Genomic DNA, 24320 nt, shown 5'->3' with positions numbered 1-24320 from the left:
TGAAATCTACCCAACCCTTTTTCTTTCGGCAGGGGTATAGTTGGTATAAAATGCTTTTACATGAAAAAAACAATGAACCTTATCTGTCTTTTAGCTTTCGTTCTTTTCTCCTGCTCAAAAGAAACGGAAATTCCCCGGCCGGGCAATAAACCCGTACCCGGAAACCCGGACGTTCCTGTCCCACCCACCCAACCTGCAGCTGACTCAGTCAGCATTTTTATCAAAGCCGTAATCAAGGTTGGACTTGCAACGTACGACAGTATCCCGGCGGATCTCGTTATCGCCAGTACGCTGGAGAATGGACAGGTGTCTACCACAAACAAGCGCTTGCTTCCCGGTTCCAATAACTTGAAGCTGCCTAAATCGGCTGTTAGTCACCGGATCCGGCTTAGTCAATGGAATATCACTGATGAGCAATCCATCAGCAGCCAGGAACTGAAGGAAGGTATGCTGGTGGAAATGGGCGGTACGAAAGGTCTTAAAAAACTTAAGATGGAAATGGAATACCTGGAAGTACAAGGTAATTTTCAACCCAAAGCCAAACGCTTGTATACTTATAATACTTCGGGTAATCTCGCGCAGGTCGACTACTTCCGTAAGCTTCCCGAGTACAGTGATCTCAGGCTTACCCTTACTGATAAAGGTGTGTATACCAACGGGACCTTGTCAGGAGTAGACCGGTATAACGAAAAAGATATCAGGGTTGCCCAGACAGGTTTTGAATATTCTGCGTCGGGACAGATCGTAAACGTAAGCCAGGACAGTTATGGCCAGAAAACGTATAATACAATTGAGTACGGTGTGGTACCTGGTGGTAAAACTGCAGACATTTACCTGTTATTCGACAATGGTCAGAACATGCACTACAATATGAAGTTCGTGGGGGGAAACAAGGTTGAAGACCGTGCTGCAAGTTCAACAGGTGCATCTGAAGGCGGTAAATACAATTATGATTCCTATATCAATCCGTATCACCAGGTATTGTTCCCTGACCTTTACCTGGCAAACAGTTCAAAAAATAATCTTATCACACAACAGAAAGGTTACGGTGGTGTGATTCCAGTAGCCGTTCTTGACAAACAGGAATATACCTATGACGCCGACGGTTACCCGGTAGTCCTCATCAAATATTTCAAGTCGGGTCAGACAAACCAGGCCCTGTATAGATCAAAAATCGTCTTCACTTATTAAATTTACCAACATGAAATATTTATCAATATTGCTGATTTTCCTGGTTTCCTGTACCGCCGCCAAAGTATCGGTGCCCGACAAATTCCAGGCAGCATCCACATCAATGAAAGTAAGCGGACTGAACGGCTGGATGATAAATCAGCAGTTACAGTTCGGCGAGTATAGTACAACCAGCGTAAAAAGGGGCTGGGACTTCAGCTCAATGATGCAGCATAGCAGGATCAGTTTCCGATTGGAAGACCAGCTGGTGAAAGTGTTCAATGTCGGAATGGATGACCGTTCCATTTCCGAAAAAAATAAGATGCAATACAGCATCAGTCATGGAAATATGCAGGCAGGGGTTTTTGCAATGGAAAAATTCAGTGAGAAGCAGATTGTATACAAAGCGCCCGATCCTCGCTGGGGAGAACTTACCCATTCCAAAGGTTATCAATACGCATTTTCAGCGGCGATCGTTCTGATGGCGGACCAGCAGCCCGAACCCTGGCAGCTTGTACTTGTAAACAGGAATGATGAAGAGGAAGGTTATGCAAGTAATGGTGATCTTACAATCGGGATCAAGTCACTTCGTATTGGTAATTATACCAATCCCAAGGGGAAAGAAGTGAAGATCGTAGGAGGGCCAATGTTTGCAGGTTATGAACTGACTATTGACAAAGGGGTGATTGGTGTAGTGGATATGCTCGACAACAGGGTAATCATGATAAATGATATGGATCCTGCATACAAATTGGTGACTGCTGCCGTATCTTCGGCACTTATGTTGAAACGAAAGCAGGATCCGGGCAATTGACAAAACAATTGCCCATACAGGTTATAATTGAAAGCTGCATTGCAAACAATCGCAAGGCGCAGGAATTACTGTACAGGCAATTCTATGAATTTGCAATGGTCATAGCCTTGCGTTACTCAAGGGATGATGCGGATGCTGCGGATATCGTTAGTCAATCGTTTTTGAAAGTATTCCGGAGCATCCGCAGCTTCGACCAGACCAAAGGAAGTTTTAAGACCTGGCTTAAAAGAATAATAATAAACGAAGGTCTTGATCACATCAAATCAAGAAGCAAATTCGGGGAAGAAATGGAGCTTGAACTGGAAACAGTTGCTGCTCCCAATATCAATAACGCGGCAATCGAGCAGTTGAATGCCAAGGAGCTCATGACCATGATCCAGCAACTGCCGCCCGCCACGCACGCGGTGTTTGTGTTGTATGCAGTCGATGGCTATAACCATCGCGAGATCGCTGAAAAGTTAAACATCAGCGAAGGCACAAGTAAATGGCATCTTAGTGAAGCAAGAAAACAATTACAAAAGCAAATTCTTCATGTTGAATTTAGATGAGTCAGGTTCTACCATATGAACAATTGATCGCTGCAAAGCTGGAACAACTTCCGCCACTGCCTGCATTGGCGGACGACATCTGGCTGCGCATCGAAAAAGAACTTGATGAAGATCCGCCAACCGGTGAGGATGGTGAGGACAATGATCCTTCCGGTCCGGTACCGGCAGGTGGAAGCGGACAGGGGTGGTCCGGCTGGTCATTCCTGATCTTTTTAGGAGCAGCGTCGTTATTGCTGTTCCGTGAAACCGGTAACATCCGGTTGAATGATTTTAGGCTAAATGAACCGACGCAAACTTACAGGATGATCGGGCCTTCGGTAGCTCCGAAGCCGGTATTACAACAACCCGATCATAAAGATTCTGCAATTTCACTACCGCCGGTGGAACCTGCAGAAAGACTACCGGCAAATTCAAAGGTGATAACAGGAGTGGATTCCCTTGATGTGAAACCCGCAGTTGGAAATCAAAGCGGTATAAAGGTCCCTGATGAACCGGTAACAAGGCAGGATAGTAATAACCTACTTGTCCCGTTGTCCGTTTCAGGCGCCCGTGAAAAGAAGCCGGATTCTGTTTCGGGGGGACGCAAAAAACCGTCAGGAATTCCGATCAGCCAGGATGAATACAGGGTTGTACCGAAAAAAGACAGCGGCGGTCCCTAGTTTGTCGATATCGAATGACTATCGGTCCAGCCACTTTCGGAATGCAGGTGCTTTATCGCGGCTGATATCTATTGCCTCCTGGTAAACTTCCCCGAGATAAATACTCAGTTTCCCATTCTCGTTTGGTACTACCCTTTGAATGGCGTGTATATTAACGAGGCATTGCCTGTTCGCCCTAAAGAAAAGATTGGGATCCAGTATTTGCTCCACTTCTTCCAGGCTCTCATATTCGATAGGATATTTCTCGCCTTTATCGGTAATGAGATAATAGAGATTGTCGCGCGTAAAACATACGATCTGGTCAACATTAATGGGGACAAGACCGTTCCTGAAATGTACAATGAATTTTTCCTTGTACGTACCTGTTGGCTCCTTGCTGCTGATAATATCAAGTAACTTTTTGAGATCAGGTACTGCTGCAGTTTTGCCTAAATATTGTCTGCATTTATTGATCGCAACTGTCAGTTCATCCAGGTCAACAGGTTTAAGCAGGTAGTCTATGCCATTATTCCTGAATGCCTTCACGGCAAACTCGTCATAAGCCGTTGTGAAAATTACCGGGCAGTCCAGGCTGAACTCCTCTAACAGATCAAAACTCACTCCATCGCTTAGCTGTATATCCATAAACAGCAGATCCGGTTGCGGGTTCTGCATAAACCATTTCCTGCTTGTTTTAAGACTGGGTAAAATTTCCAGGATCTCAACATCCGGGGCAGCCATTTCAATTTTATATTTCAGCTCCCTGGCGATCAGCAACTCATCCTCAATGATCAGGGCTTTCATATCAATGGAATTTTAACTGTAAAATGTTGTGAAGTTCTTTCAATAGTCATGGGCTTTTCTGTAAGGTAACGGTAGAGGGAAAGCAGATTATTCAGCCCCTGTTTGTTACTGGTTTCTACCAGCTTTTTGAGTTGCAGGTTGTTTCGGACAACGAGATAGCCATCGTCCGTGAAAACGTCCAGTGTCAGTGGTGTATCCCCGGCGATAATATTGTGCTTGATGGCGTTATCGATCATGTTCTGCAGAATAACAGGAACCACTTTATACTTCATTGCTTCCTGACTAATATCAATATTTATTTGCAATCCTTCATTAAAACGTGTTTCCAGTAAACTGAAATATGAAGCGGCAAACCGGATTTCTTCTTCAAGAGATATGAGGTCCAGGTCTCTGCTTTGCAGGATGTAGCGGTAAGTCTTACTGAGCTTTTCCAGGAAAGAAATAGCCAGCGCCTGGTTCATACGTATAAGACTTCCGAGAGATGACAACGAGTTAAATAAAAAATGCGGGTTCAGCTGTTGTTTCAATCCTTCGAACTTCACCAATGCTTTTTCTTTTTCGAGTAGCTGGGCCTTGCTTTGCAAAGAATAGATTTTTTTCTGCTGGTTAATCCTGGCCAGGTACCACATGTACATCAGCGATATAACAGCTACAGCGATTAACAGGATGAACCACCAGGTTTTATAAAATACTGTTCCAATGAATACTTCCAGATGCTTTTCCGGAACATTCCATTGTTCCGGATCCAGGCTTGTTTTGTAACGGAATTTATACTTGCCGCCAGGTACGTTCGTATAATTAACGAGTCCGTTTTTTGAGATGATCCAGTCCTTGTCAAAGCCTTCCAGCATGTACGCGTACCACGTTCTTACCGGGTTTGTGTAGTTGATAGCAACGAGTTGAAAGGAGAAGAAGTTCTGGTTGTGTCCCAGGTCGAGTTTGGGAATAGATTCGGTATTTGTATTGCCTTTGTACACTTTGTCAAACACGCGTATGCTTGAGATGTATAATGGCAATGGGTTATAACGGGAAGAATGGTTCAGTGGATTAAACTGCACATATCCCAACATTGTTGGGAATAGAAAATCTCCGTTTCGCAGTTTTGTAGCAGGCATGTCTGAAAATTCCAGTGTCGGCAATCCATCTTCCACTGTGAAAGTCGTAAAATGTTTCCGTGCAGGGTCAAGCATCGCCAGGCCGGAAGTGGTTCCCACCCACAACCTGTTAAGTGAATCAACCATCAGGCCGGAACATTTGAGGGAAGGAAGCTGTTGCGCATGCGTATACTGGTGAAAAACATCCTCTTCTACATCATATCCTACAAGTCCATTGAATGAGCTCAGCCATATGACCCCCGATTTATCCTGGTGAATTGCTGTTATTGTGTTGCCAAGTAAAGTGCTGTCGTTCTGTTGTGTCCTGCTCCATTTTTTTACAAGATTTTTTGCAGGGTCGTACATCACAAGGCCAGTGCCGTTAAGGCCAAACCACAGGCGTTTCCGGTTATCTTCATAGATCGCTCTCACGCCTGTGTCAATAACCGTGGCCAATAAAGGATGGCTTGCCGAACTGTAATGTTTTCCATCCTGTGCATTTTTATAAAACAGGTTTTCGCCGGTTCCTGCCCAGATGTTTTTTTGGCTGTCTTCCACCAGTGACCAATAGAATCCTGATTCAGGCATTGAATCCCGGATGGTCAGAAACTCAATTTTACCCGTTGCTTTTTCCAGCCTGTTCAGGCCCTTAGCGGTACCTATCCAGATAAATCCTTTTGAATCGGCAAGAAGTGCGCGAACCGACATGCTATAAAGTACCATCTGGTCACTGTAAAAATTTTCCCAGTGCGTGTATTTTTTTTGCTTTATGTCCAGACGTGTCAGTCCTCCTACCCACGACATCCAGATGTCTCCACCAATATCTTCAACCGCAGCCCTTGCCCACGTCGCATTCCTTGGCACAACCGGGTCTTCGTATGAGGAGATAACTTTGAACATACTTTTGTCCGGATCGAAATAGTCGACCCCATAGCCTTCTGTGCCCAACCATATAGTGCCTTCACGGCTTTCAAAAAGATCATAGGCATGCGTGGGTGACAGCGTGTTTGGCTTTACTTCCTGGTATTTGTACCAGGTAAATGCCTTCGTTTGATTATTGTAGTTAGCGACTCCCCGGTTGCTGTTCAGGAACCAGATCTTTCCTTTTTTATCAACCGAAATGTTTCTTACGAAATTATTATGGCTCCTCGCATCTACCTCATCCAACAGTGGCATCAGTTCCGAACTTTTCAGGGAAGGATGAATCTTCCGTACAAGATGACTGTTCCCTCCGAATGACAGCCAGATATTACCCTCGTGATCTACAGCCAGGTGTTGGAGATCTTTCTCCGGGATGAGTGCCGTGTCAAGCCGGTGAATATCTTTACTTCCCCTGGCGAGTTGACGCAGGTTCTTGTTTGTTGCAATGTATAACCTTGAATTTTTGAAGGCAATATCCATGTATTTGTTCTCAACACCTTCCCTCAAATCAAGATCACCATTTTTATCGATCCACATGAACTCTTTTTGATTCATGTGGTATTGAGCAATACCATTGTCACTTAACAGGTGAAGAACTGCTGCCGCTGTATCTTCAACGATCTTTGTAATAGAATACGATTCCGAGCCATTTACGAGGATAAATTTGTCTGTTTCATGCTCAAACCTGTAGAGTCCATTGTTGAATCCAATCCAGAGATTTCCTTTCGAATCGCTGTAAATATTCCGTGGAACGCTTGGGGGCGGACTGCCCGGTTGCCTCGGATCGCTCTGGTATCGCACAAGGTTTGTGCCGTCAAACCTGTTCAACCCGCTTACTGTACCAATCCAGATATAGCCAAAACGATCCTGGCCAATTGCACGCACTACTCCATCTGCCAGGCCTTCCCTTGTTGTGATATGACGGACATTGACCATGTGTGACTGGCCCATGGCGTTTAAGGATATCAGGAAGACAATAAAAATGACGGGAAACCTGGAAAACTGGGACATGGCCGCAAAATACAACACAGGGGTTAATGATCTATTGCTTCTGCAATTCCATGCTGGAGGTTATGGATCTGGTCTACGAGATATTTATAATATGAGATCCAGGATTGCTCTGTTTCCATATTCCAGTCAGCTCCGGCGCCTTGCCTGAGGGTCCAGATTAGTGCATGTCCGTACCATTCATAAAACTTTTCGTTCATGCCAAGGGCTGCGTTATTCCGGGCGATCCGGCTGCATGTTATAAGCAATTGGTCCGGACGGTCAATCCGTGAAACCAGCTGGCTCAGCATTTCATGAAGAAAAGAAAAGTGTTCGGCCAGGTTATCGCCGAACACTTTTTTCGCCGCCGGATGATCGGCGAATAACTTTGCATAGAATGGTTCAGAAAAAAAAGCGGGATCCAGGTCCCTGAAATTGCGCCAGGAATTCCTGACGCATTGCATTTGCCGTGGAGTCATTTCCATGGTTGGGACGAAGGACATAGTTTAAGGTTTAATGATCAAAGGGGCTAGCCTTAATCCGCTGTAAAAATGTCCTAATCATCTGACCCGGAAAATTTTATTCCACTGAGTCGTAGAAATTCGACCATGAACCGTCGGTTTTGGGGGCCGAACCGTTTTACTGCCTGGAAAATCGGTTACTCACCTGCAGTTCTTTACTTCCGCTTGCATAGGTGTAAAAGCCTTCACCGGTTTTAACGCCCAGTTTTCGGGCAGTAACCATATTGGTTAGCAGTGGGCAGGGGGCATATTTCGGATTGCCGAATCCCTCATGAAGTACCTGCAGGATGCTGTGGCAAACGTCCAGGCCGATAAAATCTGCGAGTTGCAGCGGTCCCATCGGGTGGGCCATGCCCAGCTTCATCACCGTATCTATTTCGTTTACCCCTGCCACACCTTCATACAGGCTGTATATGGCTTCATTTATCATTGGCATCAATATACGGTTGGCAATGAAACCGGGGTAATCATTTACTACACAGGGGATTTTCTGGATGCTTTTTGAAAGCGTTGTTATCGATTCTGTTACCTCACTTTCCGTCGCATAGCCATTGATGATTTCCACCAGTTTCATGACCGGTACCGGGTTCATAAAGTGCATACCGATCACTTTACCCGGCCTGTTCGTGACCGCGGCAATTCGTGTGATGGAAATAGATGAGGTGTTTGTTGCCAGTATGGCTTCCTGCGGGGCGTGTTTATCAAGCGCTTTGAATACCTCCAGCTTGATATTGATGCTTTCACTGGCTGCTTCAACAACCAGCTGCACGTCTTTTACGCCCTCTTCAATAGCATTAAAAGTGCTGATGCGTTCATATGCGGCTGACCGGTCTTCTTCAGACAGTAGTCCTTTTGATACCTGGCGCTCCAGGTTCCTGCTAATGGTCTGCAGCGCCTTGTCCAGCTGCTCATTATTTAAGTCTATCAGGTTTACCTTATATCCGAACTGCGCAAATACATGTGCAATACCGTTACCCATGGTGCCGGCACCAATGACAGCAATCGTTTGAAACATACATTTTATTTAGGCAGCAAAAATAAGGCTACTTCTTGCTTTTGAAGTCGCCACGCTTCCAGGCCTTGATAAATTCAGCCCAGGCCATCGGATTCATGAGGTTGATGGGAGGAGTCGTACCAGTGTAAGAATATTTCTGAGCCTGGCGACGAAGTGTATAATTGGCTGCTTCCTTTCCGTCGGCAGGAAGTACTGCCAACAGCGCCCTGCGGGTTTGTTCATCGGTGTTTTTACGGGCAATTTCCAGGTCATCGTCAGGCACCTGGGTATTCACAAAATCCCTTTCAAACTGTTCCCTTGTCGGCCTGGGTCTGATGATCGTTACAGGCAGGTACTGCGTATCCACAACCATCAGCTGAACAACACTGAACTGGTTTCCTTCCAGGTTACGGGGGATCTCCACCAGCTTCGGCTTGTATCCCACACTGCTGAATTCTATTTTGTCGCCCTTTAGCGCAACAATTGAAAAAACGCCCTGCTCGTTCGTAAAGGTTCCCCTTCTTCCCCCTTTTATGGTAACACTGACAGAGGGAATTCCCACCAGGCTGTCAGCGGTCATCACTACCCCATATAATTGAACCACCGAATCTTTAATCTGTTCAAACTGTGCCTGTGCACGTTGGCAGATAGTAAAAAAAATAATTATAAGTATAGGTAGAATTCGCTTCATTAAGCCAAATATATAGACTTCGTCTGTTCAGCCTAAACATTTTACGGCCCTCATTGGTTAATTTTGCACTAAAATTCCACTACCAACACAGCTAATAATGACGCAAGAGCAAATATTACAGGCACTTAGCAACGTTCAGGAACCTGACCTCGGAAAAGACATTGTTACTCTTAATATGGTGAAGGACATTTCAGTTTCAGGGAATGATGTGGCATTCACAATTGTTCTCACGACACCGGCATGTCCAATGAAAGACATGATGAAGAACGCATCTGTCAATGCCATCCGTTTACTGGTAAATAAGGAAGCTAATGTTCAGGTGAACTTTACGGCCAACACCAGCACAGTACGAAAAGATACCGGCGCAGTTCTGCCGAAAGTAAAAAATATCATCGCCGTAGTGAGCGGAAAAGGCGGAGTAGGCAAAAGTACGGTTGCTGCAAACCTGGCACTTGCTTTATCACAGGGAGGAGCAAGCGTCGGCCTTATGGATGCGGATATCTATGGCCCGAGTGTTCCTATAATGTTCGGAGTGAGAGGGGAGAGGCCGAAAATGATCAATGCAGGCGAAAAAGGGATGATCGTACCACTGGAGCGATACGGTATCAAGTTGATGAGTATCGGCCTACTTGTAGATGAAAAAAATGCCGTTGTATGGCGCGGTCCGATGGCCAGCAGCGCGATCAGGCAATTCGTAACCGATGTATTCTGGGACGAACTGGATTACCTGGTTATTGATATGCCACCAGGCACAGGTGATATTCACCTCACTTTGTTGCAAACCGTGCCGGTAACCGGCGTTGTGGTAGTAACAACTCCACAGGATGTTGCACTTGCGGATGCCAAAAAAGGGATAGCTATGTTTGGCCAGGCCCAGATCAATGTACCCATTATCGGTATTGTTGAAAACATGAGCTATTTCACCCCGGCTGAACTTCCTGAAAACAAATATTACATTTTCGGAAAGGAGGGCGGGAAGAAGCTTGCAGAAGAATATGAGATCCCGTTCCTTGGTCAAATTCCTCTTGTCCAAAGCATCCGCGAAGGTGGTGATAAAGGTGTTCCCATCATGATGAGCGACGATGCAGTTTCCAGGAAGGCGTTTGAGTCGTTTGCAGGCATCGCAGCAAGAAGTATTGCAATGCGGAATGCGCATCTTGAAGCAACGCGTGTGGTTGAAGTTGTTGCATAACGATCAGTAATACCCCCATCCATAGGCCGCGTAAATGGATTTGGGATCGTAGATCCTTCCGCGCTTAAACGTCAGGTCTACTTTACGGATATCTTTCATCTGAAGCAGGGGATTGCCATCGATCAGGATCATATTGGCAGTCTTCCCTGCTTCAATAGTTCCTGACCTATCCAGGTTGCCGGTAACCTGTGCCGGCCAGTAGGTCGCACTGCGGAGCACATCTGAATTAGCAATCCCGCACTCACTGTAGATCTCCAGTTCATGCTGGAGTATTCCACCGTCAGTGCCCGCAATTATTATATTTCCGTTGTCATAAATTGCCTTGAGTATTCTTTTCATGTGGGCATATGACTGTTGGTATTGCTTTGAAAGCGAATCAGTATCTATGTACCCGCCCGTAATTACTTCCCGTTTTATATCCGGGGGCAGGAAGGAGGCCAGTGGCTGGTATGCAGCGTTTATTTTACCCGGTTTGTACGTATACATTCTTTCCAGCAGGCTCATCGTCGGATCAATTACTGTTTCCCTGTCCTTCAACAATTTCATGAAAGCAAGGAACACATTTCCTTTCATATCTATTGTATGTCCGTACCTGCCTGGAATGAAGAACTTGTTCATGCTGCGGGTGTCCACAGTGTCAGTCAGGAAATTCAGGGCAATCATGTTCAGCTGACTGATTTCGTCATAACCCAGGTATAAGGCTTGCCGTGCCACCGTTCTCGCCGGGATCTGGCCGCATACCCTCATCCCCAGTTCATGAGCTTTGTCGGCAAGCGGTGTTACCCAGTCACGATAAATGGAACCATGCAACACGATCTGTTTGCAGCTGTCTTTGTGATACTGCTCGATCTGGGCAAGACCTTGTTCCAGAGTCTCGATTATACCAACGGTTGGGACGGTCTGTTCATTAGCGAGGTCCAGTATACCGGAAAATACGCTGATATCCGGGCCGGGGAGGCTATCTGCTGCCATCATGCGCTGTGCCTTTCGTAGTGCCACATTGTTATTTCCCATGTCCCTGAAGTTGGTAACTCCCTGCGCCAGCATGAATGGTCCGTCTTCCGGTAAAAAATGCCCGTGGGACTCCCATAATCCTGGCATGAGGAATTTGCCTGTACCATCGATCACGGTATAATTCGACGGAATGATGACTGTTCCTGCCGGACCCACTTTTTCGATTGTATCACCCCTGACCAACACTGTTCTGTTCGTTGCTGTTCTACCTGAATCGGCCTCAAACAGTGTGACATTTTTGATAGCGAAACCTGAGGGCGGACGTTTCATGCTTTCAACTGCCACTTTATTCAGGAAGGCGAATGTAAATTGGTTCTGAATGGACAACAATGTATCCACAAGCTCTTCGTGATCCGCCTCAATAATCGATACCCCGTCGCTCACAGCGGCGAAGAGCCGGTTATCCTGGTGAACCCAACGATAAATGGGAGCGTGTCCACCGCCTGCAACTGAAATCAGGTCAAGTTGCGTGACCCGGTTTGTTGTTCCCCTCATCTGGTAACTGACAAGCTTCTTCACTTCGCGGGTTCCTGCCGGTAAAATTGTCGTTTGTTTCCTGCCCGTATAGCGTAGTACATTCAACAGCAATTCAATTTCACCTGGAAGTGAATTCAAGCCTGAATATATTTCATTGCTGAAAGTTGCTGACCCCTTCTCGATCCCGTTTTTCCAGTAAGCTTTGCCATCCTTTACTTCGAAGCTTTCATTCACTGGTGCTTTATAATAATCGAAACCTGTAATATACTGAGTGCTCAGCAGGCCCAGTGAATTGACGGTTATTTTGCTGAGTATGGAAGGACCTTTTCCGGCATCGTTGTATTCAAGGAAATAGCCATATTCTGTGGGACTGTCTTTCCAGCGGAGATGTCTGCCGGTGAATTGACCATGTTGAACTACACTATAATAGACCGTGTCAGCAGCCATGGATCCGGTAGACACCATCATCACGATAACAAGGCACGCAACCAGGCTTTTATACATAAACAGGATTGAATTTCAACGATAGAATTTACAAAAAATATTTTAGATACCTTCATGCTATGTATGATCTCCCTCATTTCAAGGCGGTTGATAATGCGGAAGTTCTTGCTTTCATGAAAGCACATCCCTTTATCATACTGTGCGGTATAAGCGCTGCCGGACAACCAGTAGCGTCGCATATTCCTGTACTGATCGAAGAAAGGGACGGCCACCTGTACCTGCTCGGCCATACCATGAAAAAACAGGACCATACCAGAGCTTTTCAAAACAACCCATCCGTACTGGCAATATTTTCCGGAGCTCACAGTTATGTCAGTGCCAGTTGGTATACTGATCCAAAAACCGCGAGTACCTGGAACTACCAGGCCGTTCATGCACACGGCTCCCTGCGTTTCCTGGATGATGACGGGTTATTTGATTTTCTTTCCCGTCTCACCCGGCATTTTGAGGCCAGAGAAGATTCTCCCTCCCTTGTGCATCAACTGGATGAAACTTATGTCAGGAACATGATGAAGGCGATCACTGCTTTCGAGATTGAAGTTACGGAGATTAAGCATGTCTTTAAAATGAGCCAGAACCGAAACGAGGCCGGTTATGATAACATCATCAGCCACCTGCAGAAGGGAAGTGCAGAAGACATGCGCGTGGCGGAGATAATGAGCAAAAGGAAAGAAAAGGTATTTCCCAACGGTGATGCAGAACCGATATGATCAGTTGTATAATTGTATTGTCAATACTTATCATGATACCAGGTGTTCAGCCTGAATTCGACCTGCAGGGACACAGGGGATGCCGTGGCCTGCTTCCGGAAAATACCATACCTGCGATGAAAATGGCGTTGGATCTTGGCGTTACCACGCTCGAGATGGATGCGGTGGTTACAGGCGATAATAAAGTGTTAATATCGCATGAACCATGGTTTAACAGCAAAATAAGCACTGATCCTGACGGTCGGCCGGTTGATCCCGGTACAGAACAGCAGACGAATATTTTTCGAATGACCTATTCCGTTACGCAATTATATGATGTAGGAAGAAGAGGTCACCCTGATTTTCCACAGCAAAAGAAAATTGGGGCTGTAAAACCGTTGCTGGCTGATGTTATTGATGCGGCCGAAATGCATGCAGACAGTACAGGAAGACCGAAACCGTATTACAACATCGAAACAAAATGCAGTCCGCAGGGCGACAATGTGTTTCATCCTGCTCCGGAACAATTTGCATCACTGGTGGCAGGTATTGTATTGAGCAAAAAGGTAGAGTCAAGGACCTGTATCCAGTCATTTGATTTCAGGACACTGAAATATATTCATGCAGAGTTCCCTGCGCTGCGAACAGCCATGCTTATCGAAGGGCATGACAAGCGTTCCCTGGCAGAACAGCTGAATGAACTCGGGTATGTTCCGGATATTTATAGCCCGAATAGTTCACTTGTCACCCGCGAACTTGTTGCCAGTTGTCATGAAAAGGGGATGAAACTGATTCCGTGGACCGTGAACCGGATCGAAGAAATGAAACAGTTAAAAGCATTGGGGGTTGATGGATTGATTTCTGATTATCCTGACCTCTATCGTCAACTTAAATAACACTGATGGAACTTTCATTATACGGTAAAACAGCAGTGATATGCGGAAGCACCCAGGGTATCGGTCTTGCAGTGGCTCAGGAGCTTGCATTGCTCGGCGCAAATTGTATCCTGATCGCGAGAAATGAAGCCTCCCTGGAAAAAGCGGTGTCTTCGCTCGGGAGAACAGCGGCCCAATTGCACAAATATGCTGTTGCCGATTTTACGGCACCTGAGCAGGTGCAGGCAGCTATTGAAAAGTTAACCGGCGAGCAGCCGATTCACATCCTGGTTAATAACACGGGCGGCCCGGCGGCTGGCCCTATCCTGAATGCAAAACGTGACGATTTTGAAGCTGCCTTTCGACAACATATTGTGATAAATCACGGACTTGTTCAGGCAGTGGTACCAGGTATGAAAAGTGAAGAGTACGGCCGTATCATAAACATCATTTCCACGTCTGTCAAAATCCCGCTGCATAACCTGGGCGTTTCCAATACCATTCGCGGTGCTGTTGCTTCATGGGCAAAAACATTAGCCAATGAGCTTGCAGAGTTTGGTATCACGGTTAATAATGTTCTACCCGGTTTTACAAGTACGGCAAGGCTCGATAGCCTGACTGCTACGCTGGCAGGGAAAAAAGGCATTTCACAGGAGGAGCAGGCTGCTGCTATGGCTGCGGAGGTTCCGGCCAAACGGTTTGGAACTGCCAGTGAGATAGCTGCGGTGGCAGCATTCCTCGCAACACCGGCAGCGTCATATGTAAATGGCACAAGTATTCCCGTTGATGGTGGTCGCACCGGAAGTATTTAATTATTTTTTGTTGACAATATGAATAACAGTCAGGCATACGCGAAGCAACTGGATGCGCAGGATCCACTACGGTCCTTTCGTGAAGAATTTATCATTCCAACGGTAAATGATACTGAACAGGTTTACTTTCTTGGGAATTCGTTGGGCCTGCAACCTAAACGAACCGCCGGGTATGTCGACCGCGTTCTGAAGCAATGGGCGCGTTACGGTGTGGAAGCTTTTTTTATGGGTGATGATCCCTGGCTCGACTATCATGATCATCTGATCCTCCCTTTGTCAGGTATTGTTGGCGCATTGCCGTCGGAGCTGACAGTAATGAACCAACTGACAGTAAACCTGCACCTGATGATGGTGAGTTTTTACAGGCCATCGGGCAGGAGAAAAAAGATCATTTGCGAAGCAAAGGCATTTCCCAGCGATCAGTACATGCTTGAAACGCACGTGAAGCACCTGGGGTTGAGCCCGGAGGATATTATCATCGAAGTTTCCCCGCATGAAGGGGAATACCTGATCAGGCATGATGATATTATTTCCGCCATCGAAAGCTGCGGTGATGAACTTGCTCTCGTTTTATGGGGCGGAGTTAATTATTATACAGGCCAGGTCTTTGATATGGCGGCAATCACCAGGGCGGCTCATGGCGTTGGTGCCCTTGCGGGGTTTGACCTTGCCCATGCCGCCGGAAACATCGAGCTGCGGCTGCACACATGGAACGTGGATTTTGCCTGTTGGTGCAGCTATAAATACCTGAACAGTGGCCCCGGTGCCATGGGTGCAGCCTATATTCATGAGCGTTATCACAAGAACCCTTCAATTCCCAGGCTGGCAGGGTGGTGGGGATATGAAAAATCCACTCGCTTCAAAATGGAAAAGGGCTTTATTCCTGCCGGATCTGCAGAAGGCTGGCAGCTGAGTACACCTTCCCCCATCCTGTACGCCGCTCACCGTGCATCGCTTGAGATTTTTGCAGAAGCGGGCTTTGAGCGGCTGATTCAGAAAGGCCAGCAGATGAGCAGCTACCTGCTCTTCCTGCTCCATCAGCTTCAATCCAGGCCTGGAACCCGCAGGATAGAGATCCTTACGCCAGGAAATACACCGGAAAAAGGTTGCCAGGTGTCACTGTTGATTCCTGTGCATGGAAAGAGAGTCTTTGAGCAGCTGACAGAAGCAGGTTTTTTTGCGGACTGGCGTGAACCAGACGTCATTCGCGTCGCTCCTGTTCCTTTATATAACCGTTATGAAGAGATCTGGAAGTTTGTGTCAGTGATTGAAACAGCGCTGGCAGCCCTTCCCGACAGCCAGTAATGACTATCTTCGCAGAATGAACAGAACTGAGTTAATCGGCCAGATCAGGAATAAGCGGTCATACCTCTGTGTGGGACTTGATACTGATTTTGACCGAATCCCAAAATTCCTTCAGTCGCGTCCCGACGCTATAGTTGCATTTAATAAGGCGATCATTGATGCCACCAAAGACTATTGCGTGAGTTATAAGATCAATACGGCATTTTATGAAGCAATGGGACTTAAAGGCTGGGCGGCAATGGAGGAAACAGTGAATTATATCCCTTCAACACATCTTAAAATTGCTGATGCCAAGCGCGGTGATATCGGGAATACAAGTGCCCAGTATGCAAAAGCATTTTTCGAAACCCTGGCGTTTGACGCCATCACTGTAGCACCCTATATGGGCGCGGATAGTGTTCAGCCATTCCTGGAATATAAAGACAAATGGACAATTGTACTGGGACTGACATCCAACAAAGGCGCAAAGGATTTTGAACTGCAAAAGACAGACGGTCAGTACCTGTATGAAAAAGTGCTGAAGACGGTGTCATCATGGGGTACCCCGGAAAATCTGATGTTTGTAATTGGTGCTACTCAGGCTGAAGAATTTACCAATATCAGGAAAATCTTACCTGATCATTTTTTCCTGGTTCCCGGTGTGGGTGCCCAGGGAGGCAGTCTCAGTGAAATTTCAGACAAGGCAATGAACAGCGACTGCGGCCTGTTGGTGAATGCAAGCCGTGCGATTATTTATGCCGCCGAAAATGAGTCTTTTGCCACGGAGGCCGCTGCCATTGCACAGCAATACAGCACCGAAATGTCGCAGTATTTCTCATAAGTTTCATTCCTTATTCACCGATTGACCTATTCACTTATTGACCTACATTAGCTCAACTAAATATTTGCCATGTCCACGGACCAATTTCAATCGCCCGATTACCTGAACCTGGATGAGTTGCTTTCAGAAGAGCACCTGATGGTAAGGAACGCAGTTCGCAATTATGTAAAAAAAGAGATCTCTCCGATTATAGAAGATTACGCGCAGAAAGCTGAGTTTCCAACGCAGATTGTTAAACAGTTGGGTGATATGGGATGCTTCGGCCCCACTATTCCGGTCGACTACGGTGGTGGCGGACTGGATTATATCAGCTACGGATTGATGATGCAGGAATTGGAGCGGGGTGACAGCGGTGTCCGTTCAACCGCTTCCGTGCAGGGCTCACTGGTAATGTTCCCGATCTATGAGTTTGGAAGTGAATCGCAACGCCGGAAATACCTTCCAAAACTGGCAAGCGGCGAATGGTTGGGTTGTTTCGGGCTTACCGAGCCCGATCATGGCAGCAACCCTGCAGGCATGCTGACAAATTTCCGGGATGCCGGTGACCACGTGATCCTTAACGGTTCTAAAATGTGGATCAGTAATGCGCCTTTCGCGCAAGTTGCTGTCGTATGGGCGAAGGATGAGCAGGGAGAAATTTATGGTTTGATCCTGGAGCGGGGAATGGAAGGTTTCAGCACACCGACTACTCATGGTAAATGGAGTCTCAGGGCCTCTGCTACCGGCGAATTGGTTTTCGATAATGTGAAAGTGCCGAAGGAGAATATCCTTCCCAATGTAAAAGGGTTGAAAGGGCCGTTGAGTTGTCTTACCAAGGCACGTTTCGGCATTGCCTGGGGTACGGTAGGTGCAGCAATGGATTGTTACGATGCCGCATTGCGGTATTCAAAAGAAAGGGTACAGTTCGACCGGCCGATCGGTGGTTTTCAGCTGCAGCAAAAGAAGCTTGCGGAAATGGTGACTGAAATTACCAAAGCACAGTTGATCAACTGGCGTGTAGCCGTATTGATGAATGATGGCAAGGCGTCAGCATCGCAGGTGAGTATGGCAAAAAGAAACGGCTGCGAAGTGGCTCACAATGTATGCCGTGATGCCCGCCAGATCCTCGGCGGAATGGGCATAACAGGCGAATTCCCTGTAATGCGCCATATGATGAACATCGAAAGCGTCATCACCTACGAAGGTACCCATGATATACACTTACTGATCACCGGTATGGATGTTACCGGACTAAATGCTTTCAAATAACATGCGCATTTACCTGATAGGATTTATGGGAAGTGGCAAGTCGCATTGGGGACGACTTCTGTCAGCCAGCATGAAAGTACCTTTTTATGATCTCGATGATGTTATAACGCAGCATGAGAATAAGACGATCCCCGAAATTTTCAGCGAAAAAGGAGAGGAGTATTTCAGGATGCTCGAGAAAGAACTACTTACCACACTTACAGAAGCAAACGGGAATATGGTTATTTCCTGCGGTGGCGGAACTCCCTGCTTTTTTGGCAACATCGATTTCATGAAAGATAATGGTAAAGTGATCTGGCTGAATACTTCAACGCCGGTGCTGTTGCAACGCCTGATGAAGGAGAAGAATCACCGGCCCTTGCTTCGCGATATTCCTGATTACGAAATGAAGGCCTTTATCGTTAAGAAACTGCACGACCGGAAACTCTATTATGAACAGGCACATCTCGTGCTGCCGGAAGAAACGCTTTCACTTGAACAAATAAAATCTGCAATTGAGCATGAGTAGGTCTATCCTGTCTTCAGCCGCCATTTTAGGTGCACTTGCCGTGATCCTTGGAGCCTTTGGCGCACACGGTCTAAAACAATATGTTCCGGTTGAAACGGTGTCAACTTTCGAGACCGGCGTCCGTTATCATTTCTACCACGTGTTTGCGTTACTCGCTACGGGGCTTTCAGCTATCCATTTTCCCGGCATCCGGATGAAACGCGCTGCACAGTGTTTTTTTACCGGTATCCTGCTTTTCAGCGGATCACTTTACCTGCTTACTTTCCTGAAAGCAACACAGACAGTGGGGTACAGCGGCATTGGTATTATTACACCTATAGGCGGGTTGTTCTTTGTGGCCGGCTGGCTCTTCTTACTCGGAGGATTACTCAAGCGGGATACTTAAGGTAACGATAGTTCCCTCGTGGGTACGGATGCTGAAATGCCCTTCAATGTTTTCCATTCTTTTGCGCATATTGGTAAGTCCATTGCTGAACTCGCGCATGGTGTCGGGCTGAAGTCCGGTCCCATTGTCGTGGATCTGTATAACCAGGTGCGGGCCGATTTTAAAACTTATCAGCACTTCGCTAGCCCTTGCATGTTTTACAATGTTGTTCAACGATTCCTTGATACAGAGAAAAATATTCCTCCTTTTCTCACCCGTCAGCTCAATTGACGGCAGATTATCAGGGTATTGCACCCGGTACCGGATATCAGTATTGTCGAGAAATTCAGCCGCGTACGCCCGCACATATGCGATCATATTGTCTACGGAATCATTTGAACTTTTCATTGTCCAGATGATCGTATTCATCTTAGTGATCAGGTCATTCGCAGAGTTGGAGATCTTATCAATTTCCGGCAATGTATAGTCTTTCATCTTTGCTTTGGCAAGTTCACTCATCAGCCGGATAGCAGTTACCCCTGAACCCAGTTCATCATGCATGTCGGCAGAAATGCGATTACGTTCCTCCTGTTTCGCGGCAAGGATGGCCATCTGTTTTTCCATTGCGCCTTTTTCATACTCCATAAGCAATCTTTCCTTTTCCCTCGCCCTTGCACTGATATCCTGGCGGTTTTTGAACGAAAGCGCAACAAGGAAGAATACCAGTTCGAAAAGGATTCCCATTTCATACCAGAACAATGAATCGTTAATCAGTGGTGATACAGCATTGGCAAACCGGTGCGACGAGTTGATCAGGAAAAGTGACAGCAAACCGCCGGCGAACAGGAAGGTATGGCCGATGGCAAGGTACCGCAGAATCTGGCTTCGGTTAAAAAGCGCATACCCGATAAAGAAGATCGTACTGAAAGACCATGCATATTTTATAAAATTCTCCGTCAGGTTTTGCCACCTGAACTCGTCACTGAAAAAATTAAAGAAAGTAAAGAGAATCATACCGCCGACGGTCAGCAACTGGACGCTGTAAAGCACTTTTTCAAGGCGCAGGAATTCTGCACGTGCATTCACAAACCTTCGCAGGAAAATAAAGTAGAATATGGTGCCTGTCGCCTGTAAGATGAAGTCAAAATAACTTTCAAAATAAAAATTTGATCCGGTGGGCCGTTTAAACATGTAGGCCTTCAGGAAAAACATCAGCCCCAGCAACCCTGCATATGCGGAATAGTAAAGAAACGCCGAATTGCGGTTCATGTAATACGCAGCCAGGGAATAAAAGATCATCATCAGCATTATGCCGCAGATGAGATAAGTGATAATGGAACTGAGCCTGCGCTCATTCTGGAACTGGCTGATCAGCAAGGGTAGATAATACTCGTATGTAAGCGTTGGCGTAATAGTGTTGACAGTTGTCTTGATAAAATCCAGTTCAGTAATATAAACAGCGAATTCTCCTGGCGCCAGGTCGAGTTTCCTGACCACATTCCGGTTTACTGTCTGGCCGGTGGATGAACTGGATACCAGTTCAAACTTTCCCGATCCCTGCTTCCATTTATATAAATTGATGTTGTTGAAATAAAAGCCCGGAAGAAAATACAGACTCGTGGAAGAGTCTGTATCATTTAAAATACTGAATTGAAGGAAGCAGGGTTTTCCGATATATCTCGGGCTCAGCTTCCGGTTCATAGCAAGGGGAATGGACTGCAGCCCAGGCAGCCGGAGAATGTGTTCTGTATTCACTATTCTCGTGGAATCGATAAAGATTCCCGTTTCATTACTAATTGGCCGGAACAACCGGAAAGAACTAACACGTATAGTATCCCGTCCCGGGTTTTGTAACTGGGCTGAAGCAGGCAGATTATATATGATCAGGAAAAAAAATATAAGCAGTTGCCGGTGCATAGCTTCCAAAATACAATTTCTTTTGCTGCTAAATGTATATTTGTGGCTATGGCAAATAAGCTGAAGTCCAAGAAAAAACCAATACCCGAACCGGTTGATCTGCGGCCGGAGAAAGAGGAGAAAGTTGAGGTGAAATCGCTGGTGAAAGACGAACGTACTCATAAGATCATTGGTGCGGTCCTGCTATTGCTGTCCGTTTTCCTTTTTATAGCCTTTACATCGTACCTGTTCACATGGAAGGAAGACCAGGATAAGGTTTTTCGCGGCGGAAGTGACTTCCTTTTTGGCGACGACATCAGGGTGGCAAACCTGCTCGGCAGGCTGGGAGCCTGGGCTTCACATTTTTTCTTTTATAAGGCGTTCGGGCTGGCTTCCTATTTTGTCTGCAGCCTGTTTTTTGTCTCAGGTGCCAACCTCCTTTTTGGCAAAAAATTGTTCCGCCTGGCCCGGAATGTCCGTTATGTACTTATTGGCCTACTGTATTTCAGTGTAGCGTTTGCTTTTTTTGCGAGTGCCAGCACATTTCCATGGGGAGGAGCTGTCGGTACAATGATCAGCAACTGGATGGAAAGCTTCCTTGGAACGGTAGGCACAGGAGCGATCCTGCTGGTGGGTGGACTTGCCTATTTCATCTGGCGGTTCAACCCGGTTTTCACAGTTCCCAAAATGCCTTCCCTTCCTGTGAAGAAATCGCAGCCGGAAGTTCAGCCCCTTGCCAGTGAGGAAGAAGTTGGGAAAAATGAAGATGAACCCTCACCGAAGCTTTTTATTGAAGACAAGGCTAAGAAGAATGGTTTGAAAAAAGAAAGCGGGATCGTTGTGATACCTCCCCCGCAACCAATTGACGAATTTCCACTTGAAGTAATTGAACGAGAAGAAGTGAATAGGGAAGAAGAAGAAATTCCGTTTGAACCGGAACCGTCCCTGCCACCGGAACAACCTGAAAGACTGACTCATGTGGAAATGCCACCTCCTCCCGTTAAACCGGTAATTGTTTCCGCTCCGGTAAATGATCTTGAACTTGAAATAAAACCGGCTGCCCCGGAGAAGGAGGAAGAGGACGAAGGCAGTGAGAATAAGACAGAAGAGCTTGCACCTTATGAGCCGACACTCGACCTGAGGGATTATAAATACCCGGGGATGGATCTCCTGGAAACCCATGGCAGTGAAAAGATCGTACAGGATCCTGCTGAACTGGAAGCGAACAAGAACCAGATCATCAACACACTCAAGAACTACGATATCCTGATCCAGAAGATCAGTGCCACGGTTGGCCCTACCGTGACGCTTTATGAAATTGTACCGGCTGCGGGCGTGCGGATCTCGCGCATCAAGAACCTCGAAGATGACATTGCCCTGAGCCTCGCCGCGTTGGGCATCCGGATCATAGCGCCAATTCCGGGAAAGGGAACCATCGGGATTGAAGTGCCGAATGTGAAAAAGACTGTTGTGAGCATGAAGACCCTGCTGAGCTCGGATAAATTCCAGCATAACAACTATAGCCTGCCAATCGCAGTAGGGAAGAAAATCGACAATGAGAATTTCATTGTTGATCTCGCTGCAATGCCACACCTGTTAATGGCGGGTGCGACAGGTCAGGGAAAGTCAGTGGGCTTGAACGCAATACTTGTATCGCTCTTATATAAGAAACACCCGTCGCAGCTTAAGTTTGTGCTGGTGGATCCGAAAAAAGTCGAATTAAGCCTTTACAGGACCATTGAAAGGCATTTTCTTGCCAAGCTGCCGGGCGAAGAAGAAGCGATTATTACAGATACAAAAAAAGTGATCAATACGCTTAATGCCCTGTGTATTGAGATGGACAACCGGTATGACCTGCTGAAAGAGGCGGGAACAAGGAATATCAAAGAGTACAATGAGAAATTTGTAAAGCGCAGGTTGAATCCGCAGAAAGGGCACCAATACCTGCCTTTTATTGTACTTGTTATTGACGAGTTTGCCGATCTCATCATGACCGCAGGTAAAGAAGTGGAAATGCCAATTGCCAGGCTTGCACAGCTCGCCAGGGCGGTAGGAATTCACCTGATCATTGCAACCCAGCGTCCTTCGGTAAATATTATCACGGGTACCATTAAAGCAAACTTCCCCGCGCGGATCGCATTTAAAGTTTCATCAAAGATCGATAGTCGAACCATCCTTGATGCAGGCGGTGCTGAACAGTTGATCGGAAAGGGAGATATGCTCATCTCTTACAATGGTGAGCTCACCAGGCTGCAGTGCGCATTTGTCGATACCCCGGAAGTTGAAGACGTTACCGCTTTTATCGGCGAACAACGCGGTTACCCCCAGGCATTCCTTTTGCCGGAATATGTTGACGAGAAAGACATGGAGGGAAAGGACTTTGACCTGAATGATAAGGATCCGTTATTTGAGGAAGCGGCCAGACTGATCGTCCAGAACCAGGTTGGCTCCACTTCACTGCTCCAGAGGAGGATGAAACTGGGATACAACAGGGCAGGCCGATTGATGGACCAGCTGGAAGGCGCCGGAGTGGTAGGTCCGAATCTCGGAAGCAAAGCCAGGGAGGTGATTATTAAAACTGAGGTCGAACTGGAAGAATTGCTCTCCCGGATCGTTTAGGAAATACCTTAATATTTGTTAAAGCGTTCACCGGCGTTAATCCTGGATTCCAACCATTGGTCCAATCACTGCATCTAAAAGAATATCTTTGCACCCATTGTTCAAAAAAGTACTTATGAAGAAACTTTCCATTTTGCTGGCCGTGATGTTTAGCGTGGTATCAATAAACTTTGTGATGGCTCAGAGCGATCCGGCGGCGAAATCCGTGCTTGATGCGGTTAGTTCAAAGTTTAAATCGTTTAAGGCAGTTCAGTCCTCATTCAGTCTCCAGGTTGAAGACGGAAATGGCAAGGTACAGGGTGTTAAGAAAGGGACAGTTTACATGAAAGATGGAAAATACCGGGTTAATATCACTGGACAGGATATTTATTGCGATGGCAAAAATATCTGGACTTACGACAAGGCTGCCAATGAGGTGACCATCACCAAATTTGAGCCTGGACAATCCACCATTACTCCGCAAAAACTGTTCACCAATTTTTACGATAAGGACTTCTACTATAAGATGAATGGTGAAAAGAAAGTTGGCACAAAGACACTACAGGAAATTGAGATGACTCCTACGGACAAAAGCAAGGCTTTTCATAAGGTTTACGTGTATGTAGACAAGGGAACCAAGACCATTCACAGCACGAAAGTTCTTGAGAAAAATGGCAACAAATACACATATACAGTGAGCAATATGAATTCTAAAGCTGCAATTGCTGATGATATGTTCGTATTTGACAAGAAGAAGTATCCAGGTGTCGAAGAAGTGGACCTGCGCTGACAAAGAAACTCATTTAATAAGAATCCCCGGAAAGGACGGTCGTCCG

The 24320-nt window shown here is 46.4% G+C and carries 22 protein-coding genes; 15 read left to right on the top strand and 7 right to left on the bottom strand.

Features of this window, described 5'->3' with window-relative positions:
- The first annotated feature begins 60 nt into the window (after window positions 1-60).
- The 4 genes from OI18_RS18695 to OI18_RS18680 are packed head-to-tail and all read left to right on the top strand — an operon-like array spanning window position 61 to window position 3191.
- Complete coding sequence (locus OI18_RS18695) at window positions 61-1191, top strand: hypothetical protein (RefSeq protein ID WP_039142579.1); 1131 nt, start codon at window positions 61-63, stop codon at window positions 1189-1191.
- Window positions 1192-1201: 10 nt separating this feature from the next.
- The gene (locus OI18_RS18690) at window positions 1202-1984 is read left to right on the top strand and encodes a hypothetical protein (RefSeq protein ID WP_039142578.1); all 783 of its coding nucleotides are present in this window, start codon (window positions 1202-1204) and stop codon (window positions 1982-1984) included.
- 8 nt (window positions 1985-1992) lie between these two features.
- Window positions 1993-2532: an RNA polymerase sigma factor gene (locus OI18_RS18685; RefSeq protein WP_240312797.1), complete on the top strand. Its 540-nt coding sequence runs from the start codon at window positions 1993-1995 to the stop codon at window positions 2530-2532.
- Window positions 2529-3191: a hypothetical protein gene (locus OI18_RS18680; protein ID WP_039142575.1), complete on the top strand. Its 663-nt coding sequence runs from the start codon at window positions 2529-2531 to the stop codon at window positions 3189-3191. Before OI18_RS18685 ends, OI18_RS18680 begins: the two co-directional genes overlap by 4 nt.
- A gap of 18 nt (window positions 3192-3209) precedes the next feature.
- Here OI18_RS18680 and OI18_RS18675 read toward each other — a convergent pair whose 3' ends face one another.
- The 5 genes from OI18_RS18675 to OI18_RS18655 form a co-directional block, all read right to left on the bottom strand.
- On the bottom strand, window positions 3210-3974 hold the full coding sequence (locus tag OI18_RS18675; RefSeq protein WP_039142574.1) for a LytR/AlgR family response regulator transcription factor: 765 nt from the start codon (window positions 3972-3974) through the stop codon (window positions 3210-3212).
- Window positions 3971-7000: a ligand-binding sensor domain-containing protein gene (locus OI18_RS18670; RefSeq protein WP_039142572.1), complete on the bottom strand. Its 3030-nt coding sequence runs from the start codon at window positions 6998-7000 to the stop codon at window positions 3971-3973. The genes OI18_RS18675 and OI18_RS18670 overlap by 4 nt, the downstream gene beginning before the upstream one ends.
- 23 nt (window positions 7001-7023) lie before the next feature.
- The gene (locus OI18_RS18665) at window positions 7024-7479 is read right to left on the bottom strand and encodes a globin domain-containing protein (protein ID WP_152616881.1); all 456 of its coding nucleotides are present in this window, start codon (window positions 7477-7479) and stop codon (window positions 7024-7026) included.
- Window positions 7480-7615: 136 nt separating this feature from the next.
- Window positions 7616-8512 carry a 3-hydroxyacyl-CoA dehydrogenase family protein gene (locus OI18_RS18660; RefSeq protein WP_039142568.1) on the bottom strand — a complete coding sequence of 299 codons (897 nt, stop codon included), beginning with the start codon at window positions 8510-8512 and terminating at the stop codon, window positions 7616-7618.
- Window positions 8513-8540: 28 nt separating this feature from the next.
- Complete coding sequence (locus OI18_RS18655) at window positions 8541-9182, bottom strand: carboxypeptidase-like regulatory domain-containing protein (protein ID WP_039142566.1); 642 nt, start codon at window positions 9180-9182, stop codon at window positions 8541-8543.
- A gap of 97 nt (window positions 9183-9279) precedes the next feature.
- Between OI18_RS18655 and OI18_RS18650 the strand changes: the two genes are divergently transcribed.
- Complete coding sequence (locus tag OI18_RS18650) at window positions 9280-10374, top strand: Mrp/NBP35 family ATP-binding protein (protein ID WP_039142565.1); 1095 nt, start codon at window positions 9280-9282, stop codon at window positions 10372-10374.
- Between the two features lie 3 nt (window positions 10375-10377).
- Here OI18_RS18650 and OI18_RS18645 read toward each other — a convergent pair whose 3' ends face one another.
- Complete coding sequence (locus tag OI18_RS18645) at window positions 10378-12369, bottom strand: amidohydrolase family protein (RefSeq protein ID WP_039142563.1); 1992 nt, start codon at window positions 12367-12369, stop codon at window positions 10378-10380.
- A 59-nt stretch (window positions 12370-12428) separates the two neighbouring features.
- On the opposite strand from OI18_RS18645, the gene OI18_RS18640 reads away from it, so the two are divergent.
- The 8 genes from OI18_RS18640 (at window position 12429) to OI18_RS18605 (ending at window position 19011) form a co-directional block, all read left to right on the top strand.
- A complete protein-coding gene (locus OI18_RS18640) occupies window positions 12429-13079 on the top strand; it encodes an FMN-binding negative transcriptional regulator (protein WP_039142561.1) in 651 nt (216 codons plus the stop codon).
- Between the two features lie 32 nt (window positions 13080-13111).
- Window positions 13112-13954 (top strand): glycerophosphodiester phosphodiesterase family protein, encoded by an 843-nt coding sequence (locus tag OI18_RS18635; protein ID WP_052273380.1) that lies wholly within the window; start codon window positions 13112-13114, stop codon window positions 13952-13954.
- Between the two features lie 5 nt (window positions 13955-13959).
- Window positions 13960-14745 carry an SDR family oxidoreductase gene (locus OI18_RS18630; RefSeq protein WP_039142559.1) on the top strand — a complete coding sequence of 262 codons (786 nt, stop codon included), beginning with the start codon at window positions 13960-13962 and terminating at the stop codon, window positions 14743-14745.
- Window positions 14746-14763: 18 nt separating this feature from the next.
- Window positions 14764-16050 carry a kynureninase gene (kynU, locus tag OI18_RS18625; protein ID WP_039142558.1) on the top strand — a complete coding sequence of 429 codons (1287 nt, stop codon included), beginning with the start codon at window positions 14764-14766 and terminating at the stop codon, window positions 16048-16050.
- A gap of 16 nt (window positions 16051-16066) precedes the next feature.
- Window positions 16067-16870, top strand: a complete 804-nt coding sequence (gene pyrF / locus OI18_RS18620; protein WP_039142556.1) for an orotidine-5'-phosphate decarboxylase — start codon at window positions 16067-16069, stop codon at window positions 16868-16870.
- A gap of 69 nt (window positions 16871-16939) precedes the next feature.
- Entirely contained in the window at window positions 16940-18118 is a 1179-nt protein-coding gene (locus OI18_RS18615) for an acyl-CoA dehydrogenase family protein (protein WP_039142555.1), read from the top strand.
- Between the two features lies 1 nt (window position 18119).
- Complete coding sequence (locus OI18_RS18610) at window positions 18120-18626, top strand: shikimate kinase (protein WP_039142679.1); 507 nt, start codon at window positions 18120-18122, stop codon at window positions 18624-18626.
- Window positions 18619-19011 carry a DUF423 domain-containing protein gene (locus tag OI18_RS18605; protein ID WP_039142553.1) on the top strand — a complete coding sequence of 131 codons (393 nt, stop codon included), beginning with the start codon at window positions 18619-18621 and terminating at the stop codon, window positions 19009-19011. The genes OI18_RS18610 and OI18_RS18605 overlap by 8 nt, the downstream gene beginning before the upstream one ends.
- Here OI18_RS18605 and OI18_RS18600 read toward each other — a convergent pair.
- Complete coding sequence (locus OI18_RS18600; protein WP_039142551.1) at window positions 18991-20907, bottom strand: sensor histidine kinase; 1917 nt, start codon at window positions 20905-20907, stop codon at window positions 18991-18993. The genes OI18_RS18605 and OI18_RS18600 overlap by 21 nt on opposite strands.
- Window positions 20908-20955: 48 nt before the next feature.
- On the opposite strand from OI18_RS18600, the gene OI18_RS18595 reads away from it, so the two are divergent.
- On the top strand, window positions 20956-23505 hold the full coding sequence (locus tag OI18_RS18595) for an FtsK/SpoIIIE family DNA translocase (protein WP_039142550.1): 2550 nt from the start codon (window positions 20956-20958) through the stop codon (window positions 23503-23505).
- A gap of 115 nt (window positions 23506-23620) precedes the next feature.
- The gene (gene lolA1, locus OI18_RS18590; RefSeq protein WP_039142677.1) at window positions 23621-24274 is read left to right on the top strand and encodes an outer membrane lipoprotein periplasmic chaperone LolA1; all 654 of its coding nucleotides are present in this window, start codon (window positions 23621-23623) and stop codon (window positions 24272-24274) included.
- The last annotated feature ends 46 nt before the right edge of the window (window positions 24275-24320 follow it).

The organism is Flavihumibacter solisilvae (assembly GCF_000814475.1).
GTDB lineage: Bacteria > Bacteroidota > Bacteroidia > Chitinophagales > Chitinophagaceae > Flavihumibacter > Flavihumibacter solisilvae.
This window is presented reverse-complemented; position numbering and strand designations above follow the sequence as displayed.